Annotated in this window: 18 protein-coding genes and 1 pseudogene; 14 read left to right on the top strand and 5 right to left on the bottom strand. The window is 73.2% G+C overall.

What is annotated here, in order from left to right:
* Window positions 1-267 precede the first annotated feature (267 nt).
* From AB0I22_RS08660 to AB0I22_RS08650, 3 genes and pseudogenes are all read right to left on the bottom strand, one after another.
* Window positions 268-2,868 carry an ABC transporter permease gene (locus AB0I22_RS08660; RefSeq protein WP_363129937.1) on the bottom strand — a complete coding sequence of 867 codons (2,601 nt, stop codon included), beginning with the start codon at window positions 2,866-2,868 and terminating at the stop codon, window positions 268-270.
* 202 nt (window positions 2,869-3,070) lie between these two features.
* Window positions 3,071-3,696: pseudogene (locus AB0I22_RS08655) on the bottom strand (YoaK family protein).
* A gap of 106 nt (window positions 3,697-3,802) precedes the next feature.
* Window positions 3,803-4,969, bottom strand: coding sequence for a YihY/virulence factor BrkB family protein (locus AB0I22_RS08650; RefSeq protein ID WP_363129936.1), 1,167 nt, complete (start codon window positions 4,967-4,969; stop codon window positions 3,803-3,805).
* A gap of 217 nt (window positions 4,970-5,186) precedes the next feature.
* Between AB0I22_RS08650 and AB0I22_RS08645 the strand changes: the two genes are divergently transcribed.
* The 13 genes from AB0I22_RS08645 to AB0I22_RS08585 all read left to right on the top strand — a co-directional run bounded on the left by AB0I22_RS08645 (window position 5,187) and on the right by AB0I22_RS08585 (window position 18,091).
* Window positions 5,187-6,458: a GAF domain-containing protein gene (locus tag AB0I22_RS08645; RefSeq protein WP_363129935.1), complete on the top strand. Its 1,272-nt coding sequence runs from the start codon at window positions 5,187-5,189 to the stop codon at window positions 6,456-6,458.
* A 114-nt stretch (window positions 6,459-6,572) separates the two neighbouring features.
* Entirely contained in the window at window positions 6,573-7,211 is a 639-nt protein-coding gene (locus AB0I22_RS08640) for a GNAT family N-acetyltransferase (RefSeq protein ID WP_363129934.1), read from the top strand.
* A 670-nt stretch (window positions 7,212-7,881) separates the two neighbouring features.
* Window positions 7,882-9,582, top strand: a complete 1,701-nt coding sequence (locus tag AB0I22_RS08635) for a nitrite/sulfite reductase (RefSeq protein ID WP_363129933.1) — start codon at window positions 7,882-7,884, stop codon at window positions 9,580-9,582.
* The gene (locus AB0I22_RS08630; protein ID WP_363129932.1) at window positions 9,579-9,788 is read left to right on the top strand and encodes a hypothetical protein; all 210 of its coding nucleotides are present in this window, start codon (window positions 9,579-9,581) and stop codon (window positions 9,786-9,788) included. The genes AB0I22_RS08635 and AB0I22_RS08630 overlap by 4 nt, the downstream gene beginning before the upstream one ends.
* Window positions 9,785-10,477, top strand: a complete 693-nt coding sequence (locus AB0I22_RS08625; RefSeq protein WP_363129931.1) for a phosphoadenylyl-sulfate reductase — start codon at window positions 9,785-9,787, stop codon at window positions 10,475-10,477. The genes AB0I22_RS08630 and AB0I22_RS08625 overlap by 4 nt, the downstream gene beginning before the upstream one ends.
* Window positions 10,478-10,502: 25 nt before the next feature.
* Window positions 10,503-11,048 carry an adenylyl-sulfate kinase gene (cysC, locus tag AB0I22_RS08620; RefSeq protein WP_363129930.1) on the top strand — a complete coding sequence of 182 codons (546 nt, stop codon included), beginning with the start codon at window positions 10,503-10,505 and terminating at the stop codon, window positions 11,046-11,048.
* Complete coding sequence (gene cysD, locus AB0I22_RS08615) at window positions 11,045-11,980, top strand: sulfate adenylyltransferase subunit CysD (RefSeq protein WP_363129928.1); 936 nt, start codon at window positions 11,045-11,047, stop codon at window positions 11,978-11,980. Before cysC ends, cysD begins: the two co-directional genes overlap by 4 nt.
* A gap of 2 nt (window positions 11,981-11,982) precedes the next feature.
* A complete protein-coding gene (locus tag AB0I22_RS08610) occupies window positions 11,983-13,329 on the top strand; it encodes a GTP-binding protein (RefSeq protein WP_363129927.1) in 1,347 nt (448 codons plus the stop codon).
* A gap of 207 nt (window positions 13,330-13,536) precedes the next feature.
* Window positions 13,537-14,646 carry an ABC transporter substrate-binding protein gene (locus tag AB0I22_RS08605; protein WP_363129926.1) on the top strand — a complete coding sequence of 370 codons (1,110 nt, stop codon included), beginning with the start codon at window positions 13,537-13,539 and terminating at the stop codon, window positions 14,644-14,646.
* A 51-nt stretch (window positions 14,647-14,697) separates the two neighbouring features.
* On the top strand, window positions 14,698-15,501 hold the full coding sequence (locus AB0I22_RS08600; protein WP_363129925.1) for an ABC transporter ATP-binding protein: 804 nt from the start codon (window positions 14,698-14,700) through the stop codon (window positions 15,499-15,501).
* The gene (locus tag AB0I22_RS08595; RefSeq protein ID WP_363129924.1) at window positions 15,488-16,393 is read left to right on the top strand and encodes an ABC transporter permease; all 906 of its coding nucleotides are present in this window, start codon (window positions 15,488-15,490) and stop codon (window positions 16,391-16,393) included. Before AB0I22_RS08600 ends, AB0I22_RS08595 begins: the two co-directional genes overlap by 14 nt.
* A 5-nt stretch (window positions 16,394-16,398) precedes the next feature.
* Window positions 16,399-17,181, top strand: a complete 783-nt coding sequence (locus AB0I22_RS08590) for a sirohydrochlorin chelatase (protein WP_363129923.1) — start codon at window positions 16,399-16,401, stop codon at window positions 17,179-17,181.
* Window positions 17,182-17,338: 157 nt separating this feature from the next.
* Window positions 17,339-18,091, top strand: a complete 753-nt coding sequence (locus tag AB0I22_RS08585) for a hypothetical protein (protein ID WP_363129922.1) — start codon at window positions 17,339-17,341, stop codon at window positions 18,089-18,091.
* Between the two features lie 36 nt (window positions 18,092-18,127).
* On the opposite strand, the gene AB0I22_RS08580 is transcribed toward AB0I22_RS08585, so the two are convergent.
* Window positions 18,128-18,463 carry a cupin domain-containing protein gene (locus AB0I22_RS08580; protein WP_363129921.1) on the bottom strand — a complete coding sequence of 112 codons (336 nt, stop codon included), beginning with the start codon at window positions 18,461-18,463 and terminating at the stop codon, window positions 18,128-18,130.
* A 169-nt stretch (window positions 18,464-18,632) separates the two neighbouring features.
* Between AB0I22_RS08580 and AB0I22_RS08575 the strand changes: the two genes are divergently transcribed.
* Complete coding sequence (locus AB0I22_RS08575; RefSeq protein WP_363129920.1) at window positions 18,633-18,944, top strand: hypothetical protein; 312 nt, start codon at window positions 18,633-18,635, stop codon at window positions 18,942-18,944.
* 479 nt (window positions 18,945-19,423) lie between these two features.
* Here AB0I22_RS08575 and AB0I22_RS08570 read toward each other — a convergent pair whose 3' ends face one another.
* Entirely contained in the window at window positions 19,424-20,641 is a 1,218-nt protein-coding gene (locus tag AB0I22_RS08570) for a macrolide family glycosyltransferase (protein WP_363129919.1), read from the bottom strand.
* Window positions 20,642-20,664: the final 23 nt, after the last annotated feature.

The following is a 20,664-nucleotide window of genomic DNA, read 5'->3' as shown; positions in this document are numbered from 1 at the left end:
AAGGGCGGCCCCGGCCGTGCGCGCCGAACGGCGCGCGGAGAAGAGAGAGGTCGAGTCAGCCGGAGACCGTGGGGGTGGGATGGGTGAGCTCGTGAACCTGGGCAGCGCCCAGCGCGATGACAGCCGTCACGGTTCTCACCTCCGCTTCCCTCGCACAGCCTCCGGCGGCGGCGGTCGGCCGCCGTCCTGGACGCTTCCGATGCTAGACCGGCCGCGCGTACGGGCGCCACGGGTTTTCCCGTCGGCGCCCGTACGCGCGCCCATCGCTCACTCCGTATCGGACCCGATCGCCTCCAGCAGCGGGATACGCGCCGCCCGGCGGCCCGGCCACAGGGCCGCGAGCACGCCGATGGCGGCGGTGGCGACGAAGCACAGGGCGATCCTGTCCCAGGGCAGCGCGAGGGGGACGCCCTCCTGGCTGAGGACGGCCGCGGCGCCGAAGACGATTCCGGCGAGCAGTCCCATGACGGCGCCGAGCAGGGCGATGGCGACGGATTCGAGGCGCAGGACGGAGGCGAGGCTGCGGCGGTCCAGGCCCAGGGCGCGCAGCAGGCCGATCTCCCGGACGCGTTCGGAGACGGCCATGCCCATGGTGTTGACCACGCCCAGGGCGCCGATCAGGACGGTGACGCTGAGCAGGGCGTACATGATGTTCAGGAACGGGGCCATCCGCTCGGCGGCGGCCTCGCGGGCGTCGGCGCGGTCCTGGATGAGGAGCGCGGGGTTGTCCAGCGTGCGCCGGATGGTGTCGCGGAGGGCCGCGGTGCGGCCGGGGGCGGCGTCGATGAGGACGGATTCCACGTGGGGCCGGTGTTCGGCGCCGGTGGTGCGCGGGAGGGCGGCGGCGGAGATGAGGGCGGGGGTGAAGGAGTCCGGCGCGTCGTAGATCGCGACGACCGGCAGCGTGGTCCGCGCGGTCGACCCGGCGACCGTGGCGGGGACGCGGGAGCCGAGCCGCCAGCCGTGGAGGCCGGCCGTCCGCTCGGTGACGGCGATGCCGTGGCCGAGGCCCTTCAGCGAGCCTTCGCGAATGTCGACGGGCGCGAGCCGGGCCACGGTGGCGGGGTCGACGGCGGTCGCCGAGAGGGTGTCGCGCTCGCCGGGGACGGTGAGTTCGGTGCGGACGACCGGGGTGACGGCGGCGGCGTCGGGCAGTTTCGCGACGCGGTCGGCGACGCGGGGCCCGATCTCGGCGAAGTCGACGGCCGTGACGCGCAGGTCGGAGGTCATGGCGCGGTCGGCGTCCCGTTCGTCCGCACGGGTCGCCGAGGAGACGACGACGGTGACGGCGGTGACCATGGCGAGGCCGACCATGAGGGTGGTGGCGGTGGCCGCGGTGCGGCGGGGGTTGCGGCGGGCGTTCTCGACGGCCAGCTTGCCCCGGATGCCCGCGAGCCGCGTCATCGGGGAGCGCAGCAGGCGAGTGGCGCCCAGGGCGAGCAGCGGGGCGAGGATGATCAGGCCGACGAGGAGTACGGGCACGGCGAGGAAGAGGAGGTTCTCGTCGCCGGTGGCGGCCCCGGTCAGCAGCGCCCCGAAGGCGGTGACCGCCCAGCCGGTCCGGTTGCGGCGGCGCAGTGCGGCGGGGGCCGGCGGTTCGCTGGTGCGCAGCGCCGCCACGGGCGGCACGGAGGCCGCGCGGCGGGCCGGCAGGTACGCGGACAGCGTGGTGACGCAGATGCCGACGGCGAACGCCGCGAGCAGCGGGGTGGGGGTCAGCGGCCGCAGCGGGGCGGCCGGGCCGTCGGCGACGCCGAACAGGGTGCTGAGCAGTTCGGCCACGCCGATGCCGAGCGCGTACCCGGCGGCCGCGGCGACCGTTCCGACGAGCGCGGCCTCGGCGAGGACCAGCCGCATCACGTACCCGCGGGTGGCTCCGACGGCGCGCAGCAGGGCGTGTTCGCGGGCGCGGGCGGCGCTGAGCATGGTGAAGGTGTTGGCGACGAGGAAGGTGGAGACGAACAGCGCGATGCCGGCGAAGCCCAGCAGCAGCGTGGTGAGCTTGTCGTTGTCGGCGGCGGAGGCGTCGGAGTCCTGCTCCGCGGCGGTGACGGCGCGCAGGCCGGTGGGCAGCTTCCGCCGGGCCAGCTCCGCCAGCAGGGAGTCGGCGGTGCCGTCGGCGGCGGTGAGGGTGATCGCCGAGTACGTGCCGGGGGCCGTGAACTGCCGCTGCGCGGTGGCCGTGTCGTAGGCGGTGAGGGTGGCGCCGGCGGCGGTCCGGCTGTCCTTCGCGGTGAAGACACCGACCAGCCGGACGGTGCGGGCGGCGCCGCCGACGACGACGCGCACCGTGTCGCCGACCTTCTGCCCGGCCCGTTCGGCGGCGCCCCGGTCGACGGCGATCTCCGAGGCGGTGCGGGGGCCGCGGCCTTCGGTGAGGGGGTAGCGGGGGTCCTTCCCTGCGGCGTCGGGGGCGTAGTTGACGCCCGTGGCGCGGTAGAGGTCGCCGACGAGAGTGCCGTCGGGGCCGACGAGGAAGGAGCGGCCCTCGGCGGTGCCGCGGGCGGCTGCCGCGCCGGGGAGCGTGCGGAGCTCGCGCAGCAGCGCGTCGTCGAGCCGGGGCGCGGAGCCGGGCCCGGCCGCGTCGGCGGGCCCGGTCCGCTCGTCGGCTGTGACCGTGACGGACACGTCGGGCTGCGAGCCGGCGTGCGCGCGGGCCATGGCGGTGCGGACGGAGTCGCTGTAGATGAGGGAGCCGGTGACGAACGCGACGCCGAGCAGGACGGCGAGGGCGGGCAGCGCGAAGCGCAGGCGGTGGGAGCGCAGGCTGCGGGCGGCGGTGCGGAGCAGGGACGGGGTGCGGGTGCGCTTCGCCCGTTCTCGCGTCGCCTTCACGCGGGGTGAGCGGGCATCGGTCCTCTGACGCATGGCGTATCGCTCCTGCACGGCTCTGTACGGCTCCGCACGGTTCTGTGCGGAAAGAGAGCGTCCGCGCCCGGAGTTGGGGCTCCGGGCACGTCCGCCGCTCGATCGTGCGCCGTGGAGCGGGGGCGGCGGATCGGCCGTAGAGCCGACGTGCCGAGGCCCCCATCGGCCGAAAGGCCGACGGGGGCGCGTAAGAGAGGCGGGGCTACCCGGCTGGAGTTCCGCGCCGTGCCGCCGCCTCCACGACCAGCGCGGACACCGCCAGCGGCACGGCCACCAGGCCCGTACCGGGCGACCACAGCAGCTCGACGAGCGCCGTTATGGCAGCGCCCGCCACGATGGCGAGGAGCCGACCGCCCACCCATCGGTCGGCCGGGCGCAGCGCGCGGTTGCCCGCGCGGCCCGCGAGGGTGGTGAGCGTGCCGGTGATGTAGTTGGTCGGGGAGGCGCAGACGCTTCCCTGTATCCCCATGGCCAGGGACACGGCCGCGAGCAGCGCGAAGTGCGGCCAGCCGCTTCCGCCGAGGCCCGCCGCCCACACCACGGCGACGGCCACGAGCAGAAGGCCGCCCCGGCCACGTAGCCGATGAGGGTCGTCCCGGCGCGGAAGGCGACCCTGTCGCCGCCGGAGCCCAGGGACGCGCCGATGAGGATGAGGTTTCCCGTCATCACTCCGGCGAAGACCTTGCCGAGGCAGATGAAGGCGAACGCGTCCACGGCCCCGGACGCGGCGCTGAGGAGCAGCAGCGCGGCGTCGGCTCGCAATCGGCCGTGGCTCTGGTCGTCTGCTGTTACCCCTACAGAACGCGCTGATGTGGTTGCAGAACTCATTTGATCAACGTAGCCCTGTCCGCGTTACGGACAACTCCGGTATAGCGCGCTAAAGGAAGGCTTTACAGAGCTCTACGAGGCTTTGCGGGGCTTTACGGGACGGAGGTCATTCCTTGTCCTGTTTGGAGTGGTGGAGCCGGGACTTCACGTCCTCCGGCGGGAGGAACGAGGCCCAACGCTCCGGGAATTCGGCCGGCGGCTCCACGTCCTCGTCGGCCGGTCCGTACTCCTCGTCGTCCCCGTCGCCCTCGGTGTCGTCGACCAGCCCGCGCGCGGCCCGCTCGACGGCGTGCGCCGCTGCGGCGGCCAGGGCGGCGGCGTCCCGGGTCCGTTCGACCTCGGCGCGCGCGGCGGTCGTGGCGACGGACGGCCATACGCGGTCTATGGCGGCGTTGACGGCGGCGCCGACGAGCACCGCGAACGCGGAGACGCCGATCCACAGCAGCACGGCGACGGGCGCGGCGAGCGAGCCGTAGATGGTGGGGCCCTCGACGGTGTGCGTGAGGTAGATGCGCAGCAGGAAGCTGCCCAGGACCCAGATCGCCAGGGCCACGAGAGCGCCCGGAATGTCCTCCTGCCACGGTGAACGGACCGGCACGGACACGTGGTACAGCGTGGTCAGGAAGACGATGGACAGGAGGATGACCACGGGCCAGTACAGGACGCGCACGAGGTCCGTGCTCCAGGGCACGAGGGAGACCATCGTGTCGGGGCCCACCACCATCAGGGGCAGCACCACCGCCCCTATCAGCAGGGCGACGATATAGAGCAGGAAGGCGAGCAGCCGCGTCTTGACGATGCCGCGCCTGCCCTCCAGCCCGTACATGATGGTGATCGTGTCGACGAAGACGTTGACGGCCCGGGAGCCGGACCACAGGGCGATGGCGAAGCCGATGGAGGCGACGTCGGGGCCGCCGCCCTTGACGACGTCGTCGAGCAGCGGCCGGGCGATCTCGTTGACGCCCTTGTCGGACAGGACCGTGGCGGACGCCTTGAGGATGTTCTCCTGCACGCTGGCGATGATGTGCGAGTCGGTCCACACGTCGAGGTAGCCGAGCAGGCCGAGGATGCCGAGCAGCAGGGGCGGCAGGGAGAGCAGGGTGAAGAAGGCCGCCTCGGCGGCGAGCCCGGTGACCCGGTACTCCATGCAGGAGTTGACGGTGTCCTTGAGGAGCAGCCACGCCAACTTGCGTTTCGACACGTTGCGGTAGAGGGCCCGGGCCCTACGGAGGAGCCCGACCGGCCGCTCCGGTGGTTCGTTCGCTGGCTGCACCTCCTTACCGTATCCGCCACCTCGGGGGTGACCTGCACGGCAGGGGGTGACAGTGGAGGGTGGCGCCGCGCCGACTCGGCACCACCCTCCGACCGCTCCTCGCCACCTTCGACCACGGGGCCGACGGCTCGCAACAGTTGCAATGCGTTGCAACCATTCGATATCGGATCTCGGCGATGGCGGCGTGCGCGACCCGCCACAGCGGCACCATGGCAGCGTGAACCGCAGACCAATCCCCCAAGGTTGCCTGCCGGCCGTCCGGGATGCCGTCCTGGGCGGCGGCAGGCCGCCGGCCCCGCCGCGCCCCGTGATCGACGACTCCTGGCACCGGGTGCGCCGCAGCGGCCTCGATCCGGACACCGGGCGGCCGTCCCGGCCGCTGTCGACGGAGGAGATCGAGCACCGCCGGCACGCCTCCCCGCTGGGCCAGTTGCTGCCGCAGCTCAAGGGCGGGCTGATGTCCGTCGCCGACGCCGAGCGCCATCTGCTGGTCGTCACCGACCCCGAGGGCAGAGTTCTGTGGCGGTACGGCGACCGGGCGGTGCGGCGGAGCGCCGACCGGATCGAATTCGGCCTGGGCGCCGCCTGGTCGGAGGACGCGGTCGGCACGAACGCGATCGGCACCGCCCTGGTCGAGCGGCGGCCGGTGCAGGTGCACTCCGCCGAGCACTTCGTGCGCACCCACCACGCGTGGACGTGCGCGGCGTCGCCGCTGCACGATCCGCGGGACGGCCGGCTGCTGGGCGTGGTGGACGTCAGCGGCCCGGCCGAGACGTTCTATCCGGCAACGCTGGCGCTGGTGACCGCGGTGGCCAAGGTCGCCGAGGGGGAACTGCGCACCCGGCACTGGGAGACCGTGGACCGGCTGCGGTCGATGGCCGCGCCGCTGCTGTGCCGGCTGGGCGGCCGGGCCCTGGTCGTCGACCGCGACGGCTGGACGGCGGCGGTCGTCGGGATGGCGTCAGCGGGCCGGGTGGCGCTGCCCAAGTCCGTACAGGCGGGCCGCCTGTGGCTGCCGTCGCTCGGGATGTGCTCCGTGCAGCCGCTGCCGGACGGCTGGCTGGTGCGGCTCGACGACGACGAGGCGCAGGCGGACGAGCGGGCCCGGACGGCGAACCGGGTCGTGGTGGACCTGCGGCGGCCCCGGCCGTGGACCATCACCGTCTCGGGTGAGGCGGGCCACTGGGCCCAGGACCTGACCCCGCGCCACGCGGAGCTGCTGTACGCGCTGGCCCGGTACCGGGCGGGGCGGACGGCCGCGGAGCTGGCGGTGGACCTCTTCGGCGACGCGACGCGCACGGTGACGGTACGGGCGGAGATGTCCCGGATGCGGCGCACCCTGGCGGGGGTGCTGGCGCACCGCCCGTACCGCTTCGCGGAGAGCGTCGACGTGCAGTTGCGCTGCCCGCCGGACGCCGCGGATCTGCTGCCCGGCTCGACGGCCCCGCTGGTGCTGGGCGCGCGGCGCGGCCGGGACGCCGTGCCTTGACGCGGCGGGACCCGCGCCCGCGTACGGCGTGGCGGGCGGGGCCGCCGACCGACGGCGTCGACCTCGCGGGACCCGCGCCCGCGCGCGGCGCGGGCGCGTGGTTGGGTGACGCGCATGAGCGATCGCATCACGGTGACCACCTGGCACCTGGAACAGACCTCGCCGGCCGATCTGACCCCCGCCGGCGGCGCGGCGGAGGCGCCGGGCGTCCGGATCGTACGGGCCGAGGTCCCCTCGCCGGAGTTCAGCCGTTTCCTCTATACGGCCGTGGGCCAGGACGTGACGTGGACGGACCGGCTCGGGTGGCCGTACGCGCGGTGGCGGGAGTTCCTGGACCGGCCGGGCGTGGAGACCTGGGTGGCGTACGACCGGGGGACGCCGGCCGGGTTCATCGAGCTGGACGGCGGAGACGGCCAACCCGGCACATCCGGTGCATCCGGTGCATCCGGCGAATCCGGCGAATCCGGCGAATCCGGCGAATCGACGGTCGAGATCAGCTATTTCGGGCTGCTCCCCGCCTTCCGCGGGCGCCGCATCGGCGGCCTGCTGCTGTCGTACGGCACGGCGCGCGCCTGGGACCTGGCCGACCGCCGGCCGGGGCGGGCGGAGACGAAGCGGGTGTGGGTGCACACGTGCAGCAAGGACGGGCCGCACGCGCTGGGCAACTACGAGCGGCGCGGCTTCCGGGTGTTCCGGACGGTGACGGAGGAGGAGCCGGCGCTTCCGACCCCGGGCCCGTGGCCGGGCGCGTAACGGAACCCCGCCCCTGAGCGGGCGCGAGGAACTGCGCGCCCAGCCCCGCCCCATCCGCGGACGACACACCGGCAGCACCCCGTCAGGCGCGCGGGGAACTGCGCACCCAACCGCACTCCGCCTGCGGACGAAACACCGGCAAAGCCCCATCAGGGGCACGGGGAACTGCGCACCCGGCCCCGCCCCGCCCGCGGACGAAACACCGACAGCACCCCATCAGGGGCGCGGGGAACTGCGCGATCAGCCCCCACGAACCCGCGGACAACTCGTCCCCAGCGGCCGGCACGGCGCGCGACCGGCGACCACACCGTCTCAATCTTCGGGACAATAAAATCCGCCATGCGGACACTGGTGGACTGCCGACAGAGCCCCGTGCCACGCTTCCGTCATGTCTCGCGCCGGAATTGCCTTGGTGAGTCGACTCCACGTCGACTTCGGCCGCATGTCCAGCGCCATCTGTCCGGCGGGCTGAGAGTCCCAGCACCGCCGACTTCTTTCCCGCTTTCCCGCCGTCCCGGCCGCCCTCGCCGGCGCGGACGGACCGCACCCTGATACGCCCACCGCCGCCGTGGCTCCTTGTGCCCTGCCGGGTACGCCCGCGCGCCCAGGGCCTGCCGGGGTGCCCGCGGGCACGATCCGCTTTCCCAGAGCCGCCCCGAAGGACACCGCCATGGCTGCCACCACGCCGGAACGCCCCGTCGCCGCCCCGCCCCGCCGCAAGGCCGGCCGCCACCGCGGCGAGGGCCAGTGGGGCGTCGGCCACCACACGCCCCTCAACGGCAACGAGCAGTTCAAGAAGGACGACGACGGTCTCAATGTGCGGACACGCATTGAGACGATCTACTCGAAGGCCGGTTTCGACTCGATCGACCCCAGCGATCTGCGCGGCCGGATGCGCTGGTGGGGCCTGTACACCCAGCGCAAGCCCGGCATCGACGGCGGCAAGACCGCGATCCTGTCGCCGGAGGAGCTGGACGACAGGCACTTCATGCTGCGGGTGCGCGTCGACGGCGGCCGGCTGACCGCCCGGCAACTGCGCACCGTCGGCGAGGTCTCCGAGGAGTACGCCCGCGGCACCGCCGACATCACCGACCGGCAGAACATCCAGCTGCACTGGATCCGGATCGAGGACGTGCCCGCGATCTGGGAGAAGCTGGAGGCCGTCGGGCTGTCCACGACCGAGGCGTGCGGCGACTGCCCCCGCGTGATCATCGGCTCGCCGGTGGCCGGGGTCGCCGCGGACGAGATCATCGACGGCACGCCCGCCGTGGAGGAGATCCACGACCGCTACATCGGCAGCCCGGAGTTCTCCAACCTGCCGCGCAAGTTCAAGACCGCGGTCTCCGGCTCGCCCGTGCAGGACGTGGTGCACGAGATCAACGACGTCGCGTTCGTCGGGGTCGTGCACCCGGTCCACGGGCCGGGCTTCGACCTGTGGGTGGGCGGCGGCCTGTCCACCAACCCGCGGCTCGCCGAGCGGCTCGGCGCGTGGGTGCCGCTGGACGAGGTGGCGGACGTCTGGGCCGGGGTCGTCGGGATCTTCCGGGACTACGGCTATCGGCGGCTGCGCAACCGCGCGCGGCTGAAGTTCCTGATGGCCGACTGGGGACCGGCCCGGTTCCGTCAGGTGCTGGAGGACGAGTACCTCGGCCGCGCGCTGGTGGACGGGCCCGCCCCCGATGAGCCGTCCTCGCGGTGGCGCGACCACGTGGGCGTGCACCGGCAGCGGGACGGCCGCTTCTACGTGGGGTTCGCGCCGCGCGTCGGCCGGGTCGACGGCACGACCCTGACGAAGATCGCCGAGCTCGCGGAGACGCACGGCTCCGACCGGCTGCGCACCACCGTCGAGCAGAAGATGATCATCCTGGACGTGGCCGAGGACCAGGTCGACTCGCTCGTCGCGGGTCTGGAGGCGCTGGACTTCCAGGTCGCGCCGTCGCCGTTCCGGCGCGCCACGCTGGCCTGCACGGGCATCGAGTTCTGCAAGCTGGCCATCGTCGAGACGAAGGCGCGCGGCGCCCGGCTCATCGACGAACTGGAGCGCCGGATGCCGGAGTTCCGGGAGCCCGTGTCCATCAACATCAACGGCTGCCCCAACGCCTGCGCCCGTATCCAGACCGCGGACATCGGTCTCAAGGGGCAGCTCGTGCTCGACGAGGACGGCAACCAGGTCGAGGGCTACCAGGTGCACCTCGGCGGCGCGCTGGGCCTGGAGGCCGGGTTCGGCCGCAAGGTGCGCGGCCTCAAGGTCACCTCGGACGAGCTCCCCGACTACGTCGAGCGCGTGCTGACCCGCTTCGAGGCGCAGCGCACGGACGGCGAGCGGTTCGCGGCCTGGGCGGCGCGCGCCTCGGAGGACGATCTCTCATGAGCGAGCGCGCCGCACCGTTCCACTGCCCGTACTGCGGTGACGAGGACCTGCGCCCCTCCGAGGAGGGGCACGGCGGCTGGGAGTGCCACAGCTGCAACCGCGCCTTCCAGCTCAGGTACCGGGGGCTGCTGACGCGGGGCCTGACCGCCGGCGTCCCCGCCGAAGCGTCCGAAGCGTCCCAAGCGTCCGAAGGAGAAGGCTCGTGACAGCCACCACGGACTTGCCGCACCTCGCCGAGGAGGCGGGCCGGAGGCTGGAGGACGCCTCGGCGCTCGACATACTCGGCTGGGCCGCCGACACCTTCGGCGCCCGCTTCTGCGTCACCTCCTCCATGGAGGACGCGGTCGTCGCCCACCTCGCCGCGCGCGTCCTGCCGGGCGTGCGCGTCGTCTTCCTGGACACCGGCTACCACTTCCCGGAGACCATCGGCACCCGCGACGCGGTCGCCGCCGTCATGGACGTCAACGTACTCACGCTGACGCCGCGCCAGTCGGTGGCCGAGCAGGACGCCCAGTACGGACCCCGGCTGCACGACCGCGACCCGGACCTGTGCTGCGCCCTGCGCAAGGTCCGGCCGCTGGAGGAAGGGCTCGCCGGGTTCGACGCGTGGGCGACCGGGCTGCGCCGCGACGAGTCCCCGACCCGGGCCGGCACCCCGGTCGTCGGCTGGGACGCCAAGCGGCGGAAGGTGAAGGTCTCGCCCATCGCCCGCTGGACGCAGGATGATGTGGACGCGTACGTGGCCGAGCACGGCGTGCTCACCAATCCCTTGCTGGCGGACGGCTTCGCCTCGGTGGGCTGCGCGCCCTGCACGCGCCGGGTGCCGGCGGGCGAGGACCCGCGCGCCGGGCGCTGGGCGGGCAGCGGCAAGACCGAGTGCGGGCTGCACGGCTGACATGACGAGACCTCAGGAGAGTGCGATGAGCCTGCCCGACCAGGGGGCCACGATCTGGCTGACCGGGCTGCCGAGCGCCGGCAAGACCACGATCGCGTACGCGCTGGCGGAGCGGCTGCGCGCGGACGGACACCGGGTGGAGGTGCTCGACGGCGACGAGATCCGGGAGTTCCTCTCCGCCGGGCTGGGCTTCTCCCGCGCGGACCGGGACACCAATGTGCGGCGGATCGGCTTCGTCGCCGGGCTGCTCGCCGCGAACGGCGTGAAGGCCCTGGTACCGGTCATCGCGCCGTACGCGGACTCCCGCGCGGCGGTGCGCGAGCGGCACCAGAAGGCCGGCACCCCGTATCTGGAGGTGCACGTCGCCACGCCCGTCGAGGTGTGCTCCGTACGGGACGTCAAGGGGCTCTACGCCAAGCAGGCGGCCGGCGAGCTGACGGGGCTCACCGGGGTAGATGATCCATATGAGACACCAGCCGATCCGGACCTGCGCATCGCGGCGCACGAGCAGGGCGTCCACGAATCCGCGGCGGCACTGTTCGCGCTGCTCAGTGAGAGGGGACTGGCATGACGACGGTGGCAGCCGTGGGTGAGGACACCGAGAATCCCTACGCCCTGTCGCACTTGGACGCGCTGGAGTCCGAGGCGGTGCACATCTTCCGGGAAGTGGCGGGCGAGTTCGAGCGGCCGGTGATCCTCTTCTCCGGCGGCAAGGACTCGATCCTGATGCTGCACCTGGCGCTGAAGGCGTTCGCGCCCGCGCCGGTGCCGTTCGCCCTGCTGCACGTGGACACCGGGCACAACTTCCCCGAGGTCCTCGACTACCGCGACCGGACCGTCGCGGAGCACGGGCTGCGCCTGCACGTCGCCTCGGTCCAGGAGTTCATCGACGACGGGCGGCTGCGCGAGCGCCCCGACGGCACCCGCAACCCCCTCCAGACGGTGCCGCTGCTCGACGCCATCGAGACGGGCCGCTTCGACGCGGTCTTCGGCGGCGGCCGGCGCGACGAGGAGAAGGCCCGCGCCAAGGAGCGCGTCTTCTCGCTGCGCGACGAGTTCGGCGGCTGGGACCCGCGCCGCCAGCGCCCGGAGCTGTGGCAGCTCTACAACGGCCGGCACTCCCCCGGCGAGCACGTCCGCGTCTTCCCGCTGTCCAACTGGACCGAGCTGGACGTGTGGCAGTACATCGGCCGCGAGTCCATCGCGCTGCCCGCCATCTACTACGCGCACGAGCGCGAGGTCTTCGCCCGCTCCGGCATGTGGCTGGCCCCCGGCGAGTGGGGCGGCCCCAAGGACGGCGAGCACGTCGAGCGGCGCACGGTCCGCTACCGCACGGTGGGCGACATGTCCTGCACCGGCGCCGTCGACTCCGACGCCGCCACCATCGAGGCGGTCATCGCGGAGATCGCCGCCTCCCGCCTCACCGAGCGGGGCGCCACCCGCGCCGACGACAAGCTGTCCGAGGCCGCCATGGAGGACCGCAAGCGCGAGGGGTACTTCTAACCATGACCACGACCTTCGACACCACCCTCGATACGGGCGCCACCTCGCTGCTGCGCTTCGCGACGGCCGGCTCGGTCGACGACGGCAAGTCCACCCTGGTGGGGCGGCTGCTGCACGACTCCAAGTCGGTGCTGAGCGACCAGCTGGAGGCCGTCGAGCACGCCTCCCGCAGCCGCGGGCAGCAGGCCCCGGACCTCGCGCTGCTCACGGACGGGCTGCGGGCCGAGCGCGAGCAGGGCATCACCATCGACGTCGCGTACCGCTACTTCGCCACGCCCCGGCGGCGGTTCATCCTCGCCGACACCCCGGGGCATGTGCAGTACACCCGCAACATGGTCACCGGCGCGTCCACCGCCGAGCTGGCCGTGGTGCTGGTCGACGCCCGCAACGGCGTGGTCGAGCAGACCCGCCGGCACGCCGCCGTGGCCGCCCTGCTGCGGGTGCCGCACGTGGTCCTCGCCGTCAACAAGATGGACCTCGTGGACTACGCGGAGCCCGTGTTCGCGGCGATCGCCGAGGAGTTCACCGCGTACGCCGCCTCGCTCGGCGTCCCGGAGATCACCGCGATCCCGATCTCCGCCCTGACCGGCGACAACGTGGTCACCCCGGCCGCGAGCATGGACTGGTACGGCGGCCCGACCGTCCTGGAGCACCTGGAGACGGTGGCCGTGGTCGCCGACCCGTCCCGTGACCCCGCGCGCTTCCCCGTCCAGGTCGTGATCCGCCCGCAGACCCCGGAGCACCCCGACTACCGCGGCTACGCCGGGCAGATATCGTCCGGCGTGCTCCGCGTCGGGGAGGCCGTGACGGTGCTGCCGTCGGGCCGTACGAGCACCATCACCGGCATCGACGCGCTCGGCCGGGGCGTGGACGTGGCCTGGGCCCCGCAGTCCGTGACGCTGCGCCTCGCCGACGACCTCGACGTCTCCCGCGGCGACCTCATCGCACCGAGCGCGGGCGCGCCCGCCGCGACGCGGGACATCGAGGCGACGGTCTGCCATGTCGCGGACCGGCCGCTGAGGGCCGGCGACCGGGTGCTGCTCAAGCACACCACCCGTACGGTCAAGGCGATCGTCAAGGACATCCCGTCGCGGCTGACGCTCGACGACCTCTCCCAGCACCCGGCGCCCGGGGAGCTGGCCGCCAACGAGATCGGCCGCGTCGTCGTGCGCACCGCCGAGCCGCTGGCCCTCGACGCGTACGCCGACTCCCGGCGCACCGGCTCCTTCCTCCTCATCGACCCCGCCGACGGCACGACGCTGACCGCCGGGATGGCGGGCGCCGCGTTCGCCTCGTCCCGGCCGGGCGTTCAGGCGGACGACAACGCCGATTCGGGCTGGGACTTCTGATGGCGGCCCGGGACTTCTTCTCGACCTTCGACAAGGAGGGCGGCCGCGTCGGCAGCGGCTCCCTCGGCAGCGGCCAGGGCGGGGTCGGGCGATGTGCGCGCTGACGACGGACTCCGCCACGCGCCGCACCCGATCCCGAAGCCCCGCTGAACCGCCGGGCGCGCCTTAGGGCGCGCTGTACCCGGCTTGGTGAGAGGAACCCCTCCCATGTCTGCCGTACGCCCGCCCCGCCGCCGCTTCCTGGCGGCCGCCGCCGCCCTTCCGCTGCTGATCGGCACCCTCGGGGCCTGCGGGTACGGCTCCCAGCGGCAGGACGGCGGCGGCAAGGCCACCGCGACGGGGAAGAAGGTCGACGGCCTCGACTCCGTGAAGATCGGCTACTTCCCGAACCTCACGCACGCCACGGCGCTGGTCGGCGACCACGAGGGGATCATCCAGCGGGAGCTGGGCGGCACCAAGGTCAAGTCGACCACGTTCAACGCGGGCCCGTCCGAGATCGAGGCGCTCAACGCGGGCTCGATCGACATCGGCTGGATCGGCCCGTCGCCGGCCATCAACGGCTACGTCAAGACGCACGGCACCGGCCTGCGGATCGTCTCCGGCTCCGCGTCCGGCGGCGTGAAGCTGGTGGTGAACCCCGAGAAGATCAAGTCCCTGGACGACGTCAAGGGCAAGAAGATCGCCACGCCGCAGAAGGGCAACACCCAGGACGTGGCGTTCCTCAACTGGATCGCCCAGCGCGGCTGGAAGGTCGACCCGCAGAGCGGCAAGGGTGACGTCTCCGTGGTCCGTACGGACAACAAGGTGACCCCGGACGCCTTCAAGTCCGGTTCGGTGGACGGCGCGTGGGTGCCCGAGCCGACCGCGTCGCGGCTGGTGGCCGGCGGCGGCAAGGTGCTGCTGGACGAGTCCACGCTGTGGCCGGACCGCAAGTTCGTGATCACCAATGTGATCGTGTCCCAGAAGTTCCTGGCCCGCCATCCGGACGTCGTCGAGGCCGTGCTGCGCGGCTCGGTGAAGACCAACGCCTGGATCAAGTCGAACCCCGCGAAGGCCCGGGCGTCCGCCAACGCCGCGCTCGGCGCCCTGGCGGGCAAGGGACTGCCGCCCGAGATCCTCGACCCGGCCTGGCGGAGCATCCGCGTCACCGACGACCCGCTCGCCTCGACGCTTGACGCCGAGGCGCGGCACGCCGTCAAGGCCGGGCTGCTGTCCGAGCCCGATCTGCGCGGCGTCTACGACCTGACGCTCCTCAACAAAGTGCTCAAGGCCGAGGGCAGGCCGACGGTCGACGCCGCGGGGCTCGGCGCGAAGTAGCGCCCGGCCCCCATCCGCACCGCCCACCCAGCTGACAGGAGGTGACCGGCGATGGCACCGGCACTGACCACCGAGACGCCCCTGAAGGACGACGGCGGCGCGACCGCACCGGCCGCCGTACGGATCGACCGCGTCCACAAGTCCTTCGGCCGCCCCGGCGCGGCCCAGCCCGTCCTGGACGACATCACCCTCGACGTCCGGCCGGGTGAATTCGTCTGCATCCTGGGCGCCTCCGGCTGCGGCAAGTCGACGCTGCTGAACCTGGTGGCGGGGCTGGACGAGCCGACGTCCGGCGCCATCGAGGTGCCCGGCGGCCGGCCCGCGCTGATGTTCCAGGAGCACGCGCTGTTCCCGTGGCTGACCGCGGGCCGGAACATCGAGCTGACGCTGCGGATGCGCGGGATGCCGCGGGCGGAGCGGCGGACGGAGGCGGAGCGGCTGCTGGAGCTCGTACGGCTCGGCGGCGCGTACGGCAAGCGGGTGCACGAGCTGTCGGGCGGCATGCGGCAGCGCGTCGCGCTGGCCCGCGCGCTCGCGCAGGACTCCAGGGTGCTGCTGATGGACGAGCCGTTCGCGGCGCTGGACGCGATCACCCGCGATGTGCTGCACGGCGAGCTGACCCGCGTGTGGGAGGGGACGGAGCTGTCGGTCCTCTTCGTCACGCACAACGTCCGCGAGGCCGTGCGGCTCGCCGAGCGCGTGGTGCTGCTGTCCTCGCGGCCCGGCCGGGTCGCGCGCGAGTGGGCGGTGGACATCCCGCAGCCGCGCCGCATCGAGGACGCGGCCGTCGCGGAGCTGTCCGTCGAGATCACCGAAGAACTGCGTGGGGAGATCCGCCGCCATGGCCAGCACTGAGACCACCGCCGAGGAGACCGGACGGCCGGACGGGCGGCACGATCTGGCGAGCGTCGAGGCCGGGCTGGACGCGCTCGACACCGTGCAGGTCAAGCGGGTGCCGATCTCCCACACCCTGCTCCACAAGGTGCTGCCGCCGGTGGTCGCCGTGCTGCTCGTCCTGGCCGTGTGGAAGCTGCTCGTCCTGGCGGAGGTCACCGACGACTACAAGCTGCCCGACCCCTCGGCCGTCTGGCACAGCCTGCGCGTCCTGTGGCTCCAGGGCACGCTCGGCGACATCGTCTGGACGAGCGTCTCGCGCGGCCTGCTCGGCTTCCTCGCCGCGCTCGCCATCGGCACGCCGCTGGGGCTGCTGGTGGCCCGGGTGAAGGTCGTGCGCTCCGCGCTCGGCCCGATCCTCTCCGGCCTCCAGTCGCTGCCGTCGGTGGCCTGGGTGCCGGCCGCCGTGATCTGGCTGGGCATCACCGACTCTGCGATGTACGCGGTCATCCTGCTGGGCGCGGTGCCCTCCATAGCCAACGGCCTGGTCTCCGGCATCGACCAGGTGCCGCCGCTCTACCTGCGCGCCGGCCGCACCATCGGCGCCACCGGGGTGCGCGGGGCGTGGCACGTGCTGCTGCCGGCCGCGCTGCCCGGCTACATCTCGGGGCTCAAGCAGGGCTGGGCGTTCTCCTGGCGGTCGCTGATGGCCGCCGAACTCATCGCCTCCTCCCCCGACCTCGGGCTGGGCCTGGGCCAGTACCTGGAGAACGCCCGTACCGACTCCGACATGCCGGGCGTGCTGCTCGGCATCATCCTCATCCTCTTCGTCGGCATCGCCATCGACCTGATCATCTTCAGCCCGCTGGAGCGCCGGGTGCTGCGCAACCGCGGTCTGGCGGGCGCCCGTTGACGGGCGTGCGGCGCCTGGCCGCCCCGGGCCCGGCCCCCGCGCTGCTCGTCGTCGCGCACGGCAGCCGCGATCCGCGGCACGCGGCGACGGTCGGGGCGCTCGTCGAGCGCGTCCGCTCGCTCCGCCCGGACCTGCGCGTCGAGGCCGGCTATCTGGACTTCTGCGCGCCGAGCGTGCCGCAGGCGCTGTCGCGGCTCGCGGCGGACGGGGGACGTGAGGCGGTCGCGCTGCCGCTGCTGCTGACCCGGGCGTTCCACGCGAAATCCGACATCCCGGCCGTCCTGCACGCGGCCGCGGCCCGGCTGCCGGGGCTCGCGGTCCGCCGGGCCGAGGTGCTGGGGCCCTCGCCGCTGCTGGTCGGCGCGTTGGAGAGGCGGTTGTACGAGGCCGGGGCGCGCCCCGAGGACCGGGGCTCGACGGGGGTCGTGCTGGCCTCGGCGGGCTCCAGCGACCCGGAGGCGGTCGAGGTGCTCGCCGGGATCGCGCGGGAGTGGCGGCGCACCGGCTGGCGCGCCGTGCGGCCCGCGTTCGCCTCCGCCCGGCTGCCGAGGACCGAGGACGTGGTGCGGGAACTGCGCGCCGAGGGGGCCCGGCGCGTCGCCGTGGCCCCGTACGTCGTCGCTCCCGGCCGGCTGCCGGACCGGATCGCGCGGGGCGCGCGGGAGGCGGGCGCGGACCTGCTCGCCGAAGTGCTGGGGCCGTGCGAGGAGTTGGCGCGGCTGATGGCTCTCCGGTACGGACAGGCCGTGGCGGCGCCGTCGGAGAGCCTCCCGGCGCTCAGCGCCTGACCGGCCGGCCGGGGCGGCGCCACTGGCCGATAAGCGGACGCCAAGGGGTCGTACAGATCCTGTCTTTCCCTCCCAAGAGCCATACGTGACGGCTGAGGCCATGCCTACACTGCGATGCACGTTGGCCACGGTCAGTACGGACCGAGGAGGTGCGATCGTGCCGATCAGAAGTGTGGAGACGGTGCTCGAACCGGATCGCCTGGCGCAGCTCGCCGAAGCGGGCGCTCCGGGCGAGGGGTTACGGGAGCGGTTCGAGCGGGACGGATATGTGAAGCTGCCGGACGTGGTGCGCGGGGCCCGGCTCGGCGCGCTGCGGGCCGAGACGCGGCGGCTGGAACGGCTCGCGCGGCGGCGGGACTTCACGGTGACGGCCCCGGACGCCTCGCCGCGCCGCATGGCGACGGTGAGCGGGCAGGTGGCCGGCGCGCTCGCGCCCTGGATACCCCGGCTGTACGCGGACGCGTCGCTGGCCGCGCTGATCCGGCGGATCTCGGGCGTCGAGGCGGTCGAGGCGCCGGACCTGCTGGAGCGCTATGTGCTCACGGTGCTGCACCGGCGGGGCGATACGCACGGCCCGCATCTCGACGGCCATCCGCTGACGTTCGTGCTGTGCGCGGACGCGCCGTCCTCGCCGCGGGACGGCGGGCTGCTGGAGTACGCGCCGGGCGAGCTGGACCCGGCCGGGCTGGAGAGCACTGTGGCGATGCGGGCGCACCACCGGCCCGGCGACGCGTATCTGCTGCGCGGCGACGCGTCCGTGCACCGCGTCACCCCGCTGCGCCGCGCCGGGCTGCGCCGGACGGTGCTGGCGCTGTCGTACGGGGCGCGGTCGCCCGTACCGCCCGTATCGCCTGCTTCGCGCGTGCCGGAGCAGGGGCGGGCGCGGCGCGCGGCGCCGCTCGGGGACTGACAGCCTCGGCGGCCCCCGCCGTCAGCCCTCGGGGTATCAGCCCTCGGGGTAGAAGATGAAGAGCGTGCAGCCGGTGGTGGACTGCGGTATGTGCGAGGAGCCGGCCGGGGCGTGGATGAAGCTGCCCGCGGGGTAGTCGCGGACGCCGTCGTTGAAGACGCCGGAGGCGACGTAGACCTCTTCGGGGCCGGGTTCGTGCACGTCGAGCCCCTCCCAGCAGCTGCCGGGGTCGATCTCCACGATATGGGCCGAGGCGCCGTTCTCCCCCGTCCACAGGGTGCGCAGCCGGATGCCGGGGAACAGCTCCTTGGCCGGCGTCTTCGCCGCCTCGGCCCATACGTAACCGTCCATGCCGCCCATTGCGCCGCTCATGCCGTGCTCCTTGTCGATCAGTTGAGGAAAGCATGCCATGGGCGGCGGGCCGAGCCCATGGCCGAGCCTATTGGTGTCACCACCAGGAAAAGGCCGCGGATCACGTTACGTTGATGATTTCCGTTACGGCTTCTAACATCGATATATGGCGGAACAAAGGGCAGTTGTCATGGTTGACATCGACGTCAGACCGTCTCCCGTCGCGGCATGGTTCCACCACCTGCTGACGAGGCCGGTCATCGAGGTCGACGGACGGGAATGCGCCGCGAAATGGGGCGCCGCGAAAATCCCGGTGCGCCCCGGCGAGCACCGCCTCAGCGTGTATTTCCGGTACCGGGGGCAGAAGAGCGCGCGTCTCGCCGAGGCGGGCGCGGACTTCGCCGTGGACGAGGCGTCGACGGGATTGCACGTCGCCGTCAGGCTCGGCCCCCGCAACGGCGACCGGTTCCGGATCGACGGACCGGCGGTCCACCGCCATTAGCCCCCGGGCCGCACGGGACCATCGGCCGCCGTGCCTCGTGGGGGAAAGGCACGGCGGCCGATGGCGGTCTCCGGTGCGGCGTCGGCCCGCATACGGCCCGGGGCCATCTCGCGGTCGTCGGCAGCCTGTTGAGCGGTAAGCCTTGTTGCGGTACTCCCGGAGCGCGGGAAGATCCGCTCCGGGATAACTCGAAACACTGTCGGATTGACGCGCTCAATACAACCGCCATAGCCATGTGTGAGATACGCAACGCCCCTATGTAACTCCAAATCCCAACCAACGACGGCAAATTGGACAGCTATTCGGCGGCGGTCGCTTCCGCGGGATTTCCGGGCGCCCTTCGGAGCCCGGGACGGCTTCGACGGCCCTGGCGGGGCGGGCTCCCGTACGGCTGCCCGCCCCGCGCGGACGGCGGCACCGGGCTCCCCTGACAGGGAACCCGGCCCCCACGCCCCGTACGCCCCGTCCGCCCCCGCCCGTCAGCCCGGCAGCTCCGCCTCGATGAGGTCGGCGGCGCGCGGGGTGCCGCCCTCCGCCGCCAGCTCCGCCTTGAGTTCGGCGCAGCGGGCGGCCACCGCCGGGTCGTTCACGAGGGAGAGCACGGCCTCGCGCAGCCGCTCGGCCGTGGCCTCCTCGGTGGGTACGTGCCGGGCGACGCCCAGCTCTTCGAGGACCGCCGCGTTGCCGAACTGGTCGACGGCCTGCGGCACGGCCACCATCGGGACGCCGCAGGCGAGCCCCTCCCTCGATCCGCCCGCTCCGGCGTGGGTGATGAACGCGTCGGCCTGGCCGAGGATGGCGACCTGCGGCACCCAGTGGTGCACCTCGATGTTGGCGGGCAGGGCCGCGCCCTCGGGGACGATGTCGGCGGCCTGGACGTGCTTGCCGACCTGGAGCACGACGTGCCAGCCGGGCAGGTCCCCGAACGCCTTGACGCACTCGCGGTAGAAGTCCGGCAGCTTGGTGAAGGTGGAGCCGAGGGAGATCAGCAGCACCTTGTCGTCGGGGTCGAGCCCGGCGGGCCGCTGCCAGTCGCCCTGGTGGCCGCCGTCGCTCTGGCAGGAGCCGACGAAGGTGGTGCGCCGCCCGTCGACCCGGTCGGCGTTGGGCTGGAGGGCGCGCGGGATGAGCGCGATGATCCGGTCGGGCCGGCCGATGAAGAGGTCGGGGTCGATGGTCATGCCCTGCTCGGTGAGCCAGTCGCGGAAGAGCTGGTCGTAGGCCGCGCCGCGCGGGGTCTCCTTCATGGCCCGGAAGGGCTCGGACACGGGCTCCTGGTCGTATCCCTCCCAGGCGACCAGGTTCGGGGAGAGCTGCACGATGGGCACGCCCCAGCGGTGCGCGAGCACCCGGCCCGGGTACGCGGTGATGTCGTACAGGACCAGATCGGGGCGGTCGTTCTCGTAGGCGGCGGCGAGCTGCGGAAGCGCCTGGATGGCGTCGTTGAGGAAGATCTCGACGTGGTCGATCAGCTCGCTCCCCCACGCCTCGGGCTGCTCCTCCGTGGGCAGCGTCGAACGGTAGATCACGGGCTCCGCGCCGACGCTGGCGACCAGTTCGGCGAGGGGTTCGGGGATGGCGTAGGTGACGCGGTGGCCACGGGCGACCAGCTCGCGGATGACGTCCAGGCTGGGCTGGACATGGCCGTGGGCCGCGATGCTGAACATGGCGATATGGGCACGCTGTGGCGTTGGCATGGACGGCACGCTATGCGAGACGA

This window comes from Streptomyces sp. NPDC050610 (assembly GCF_040654875.1).
GTDB lineage: Bacteria > Actinomycetota > Actinomycetes > Streptomycetales > Streptomycetaceae > Streptomyces.
The sequence above is the reverse complement of the archived record's forward strand: the minus strand, read 5'-3'. Positions and strand labels throughout refer to the sequence as shown.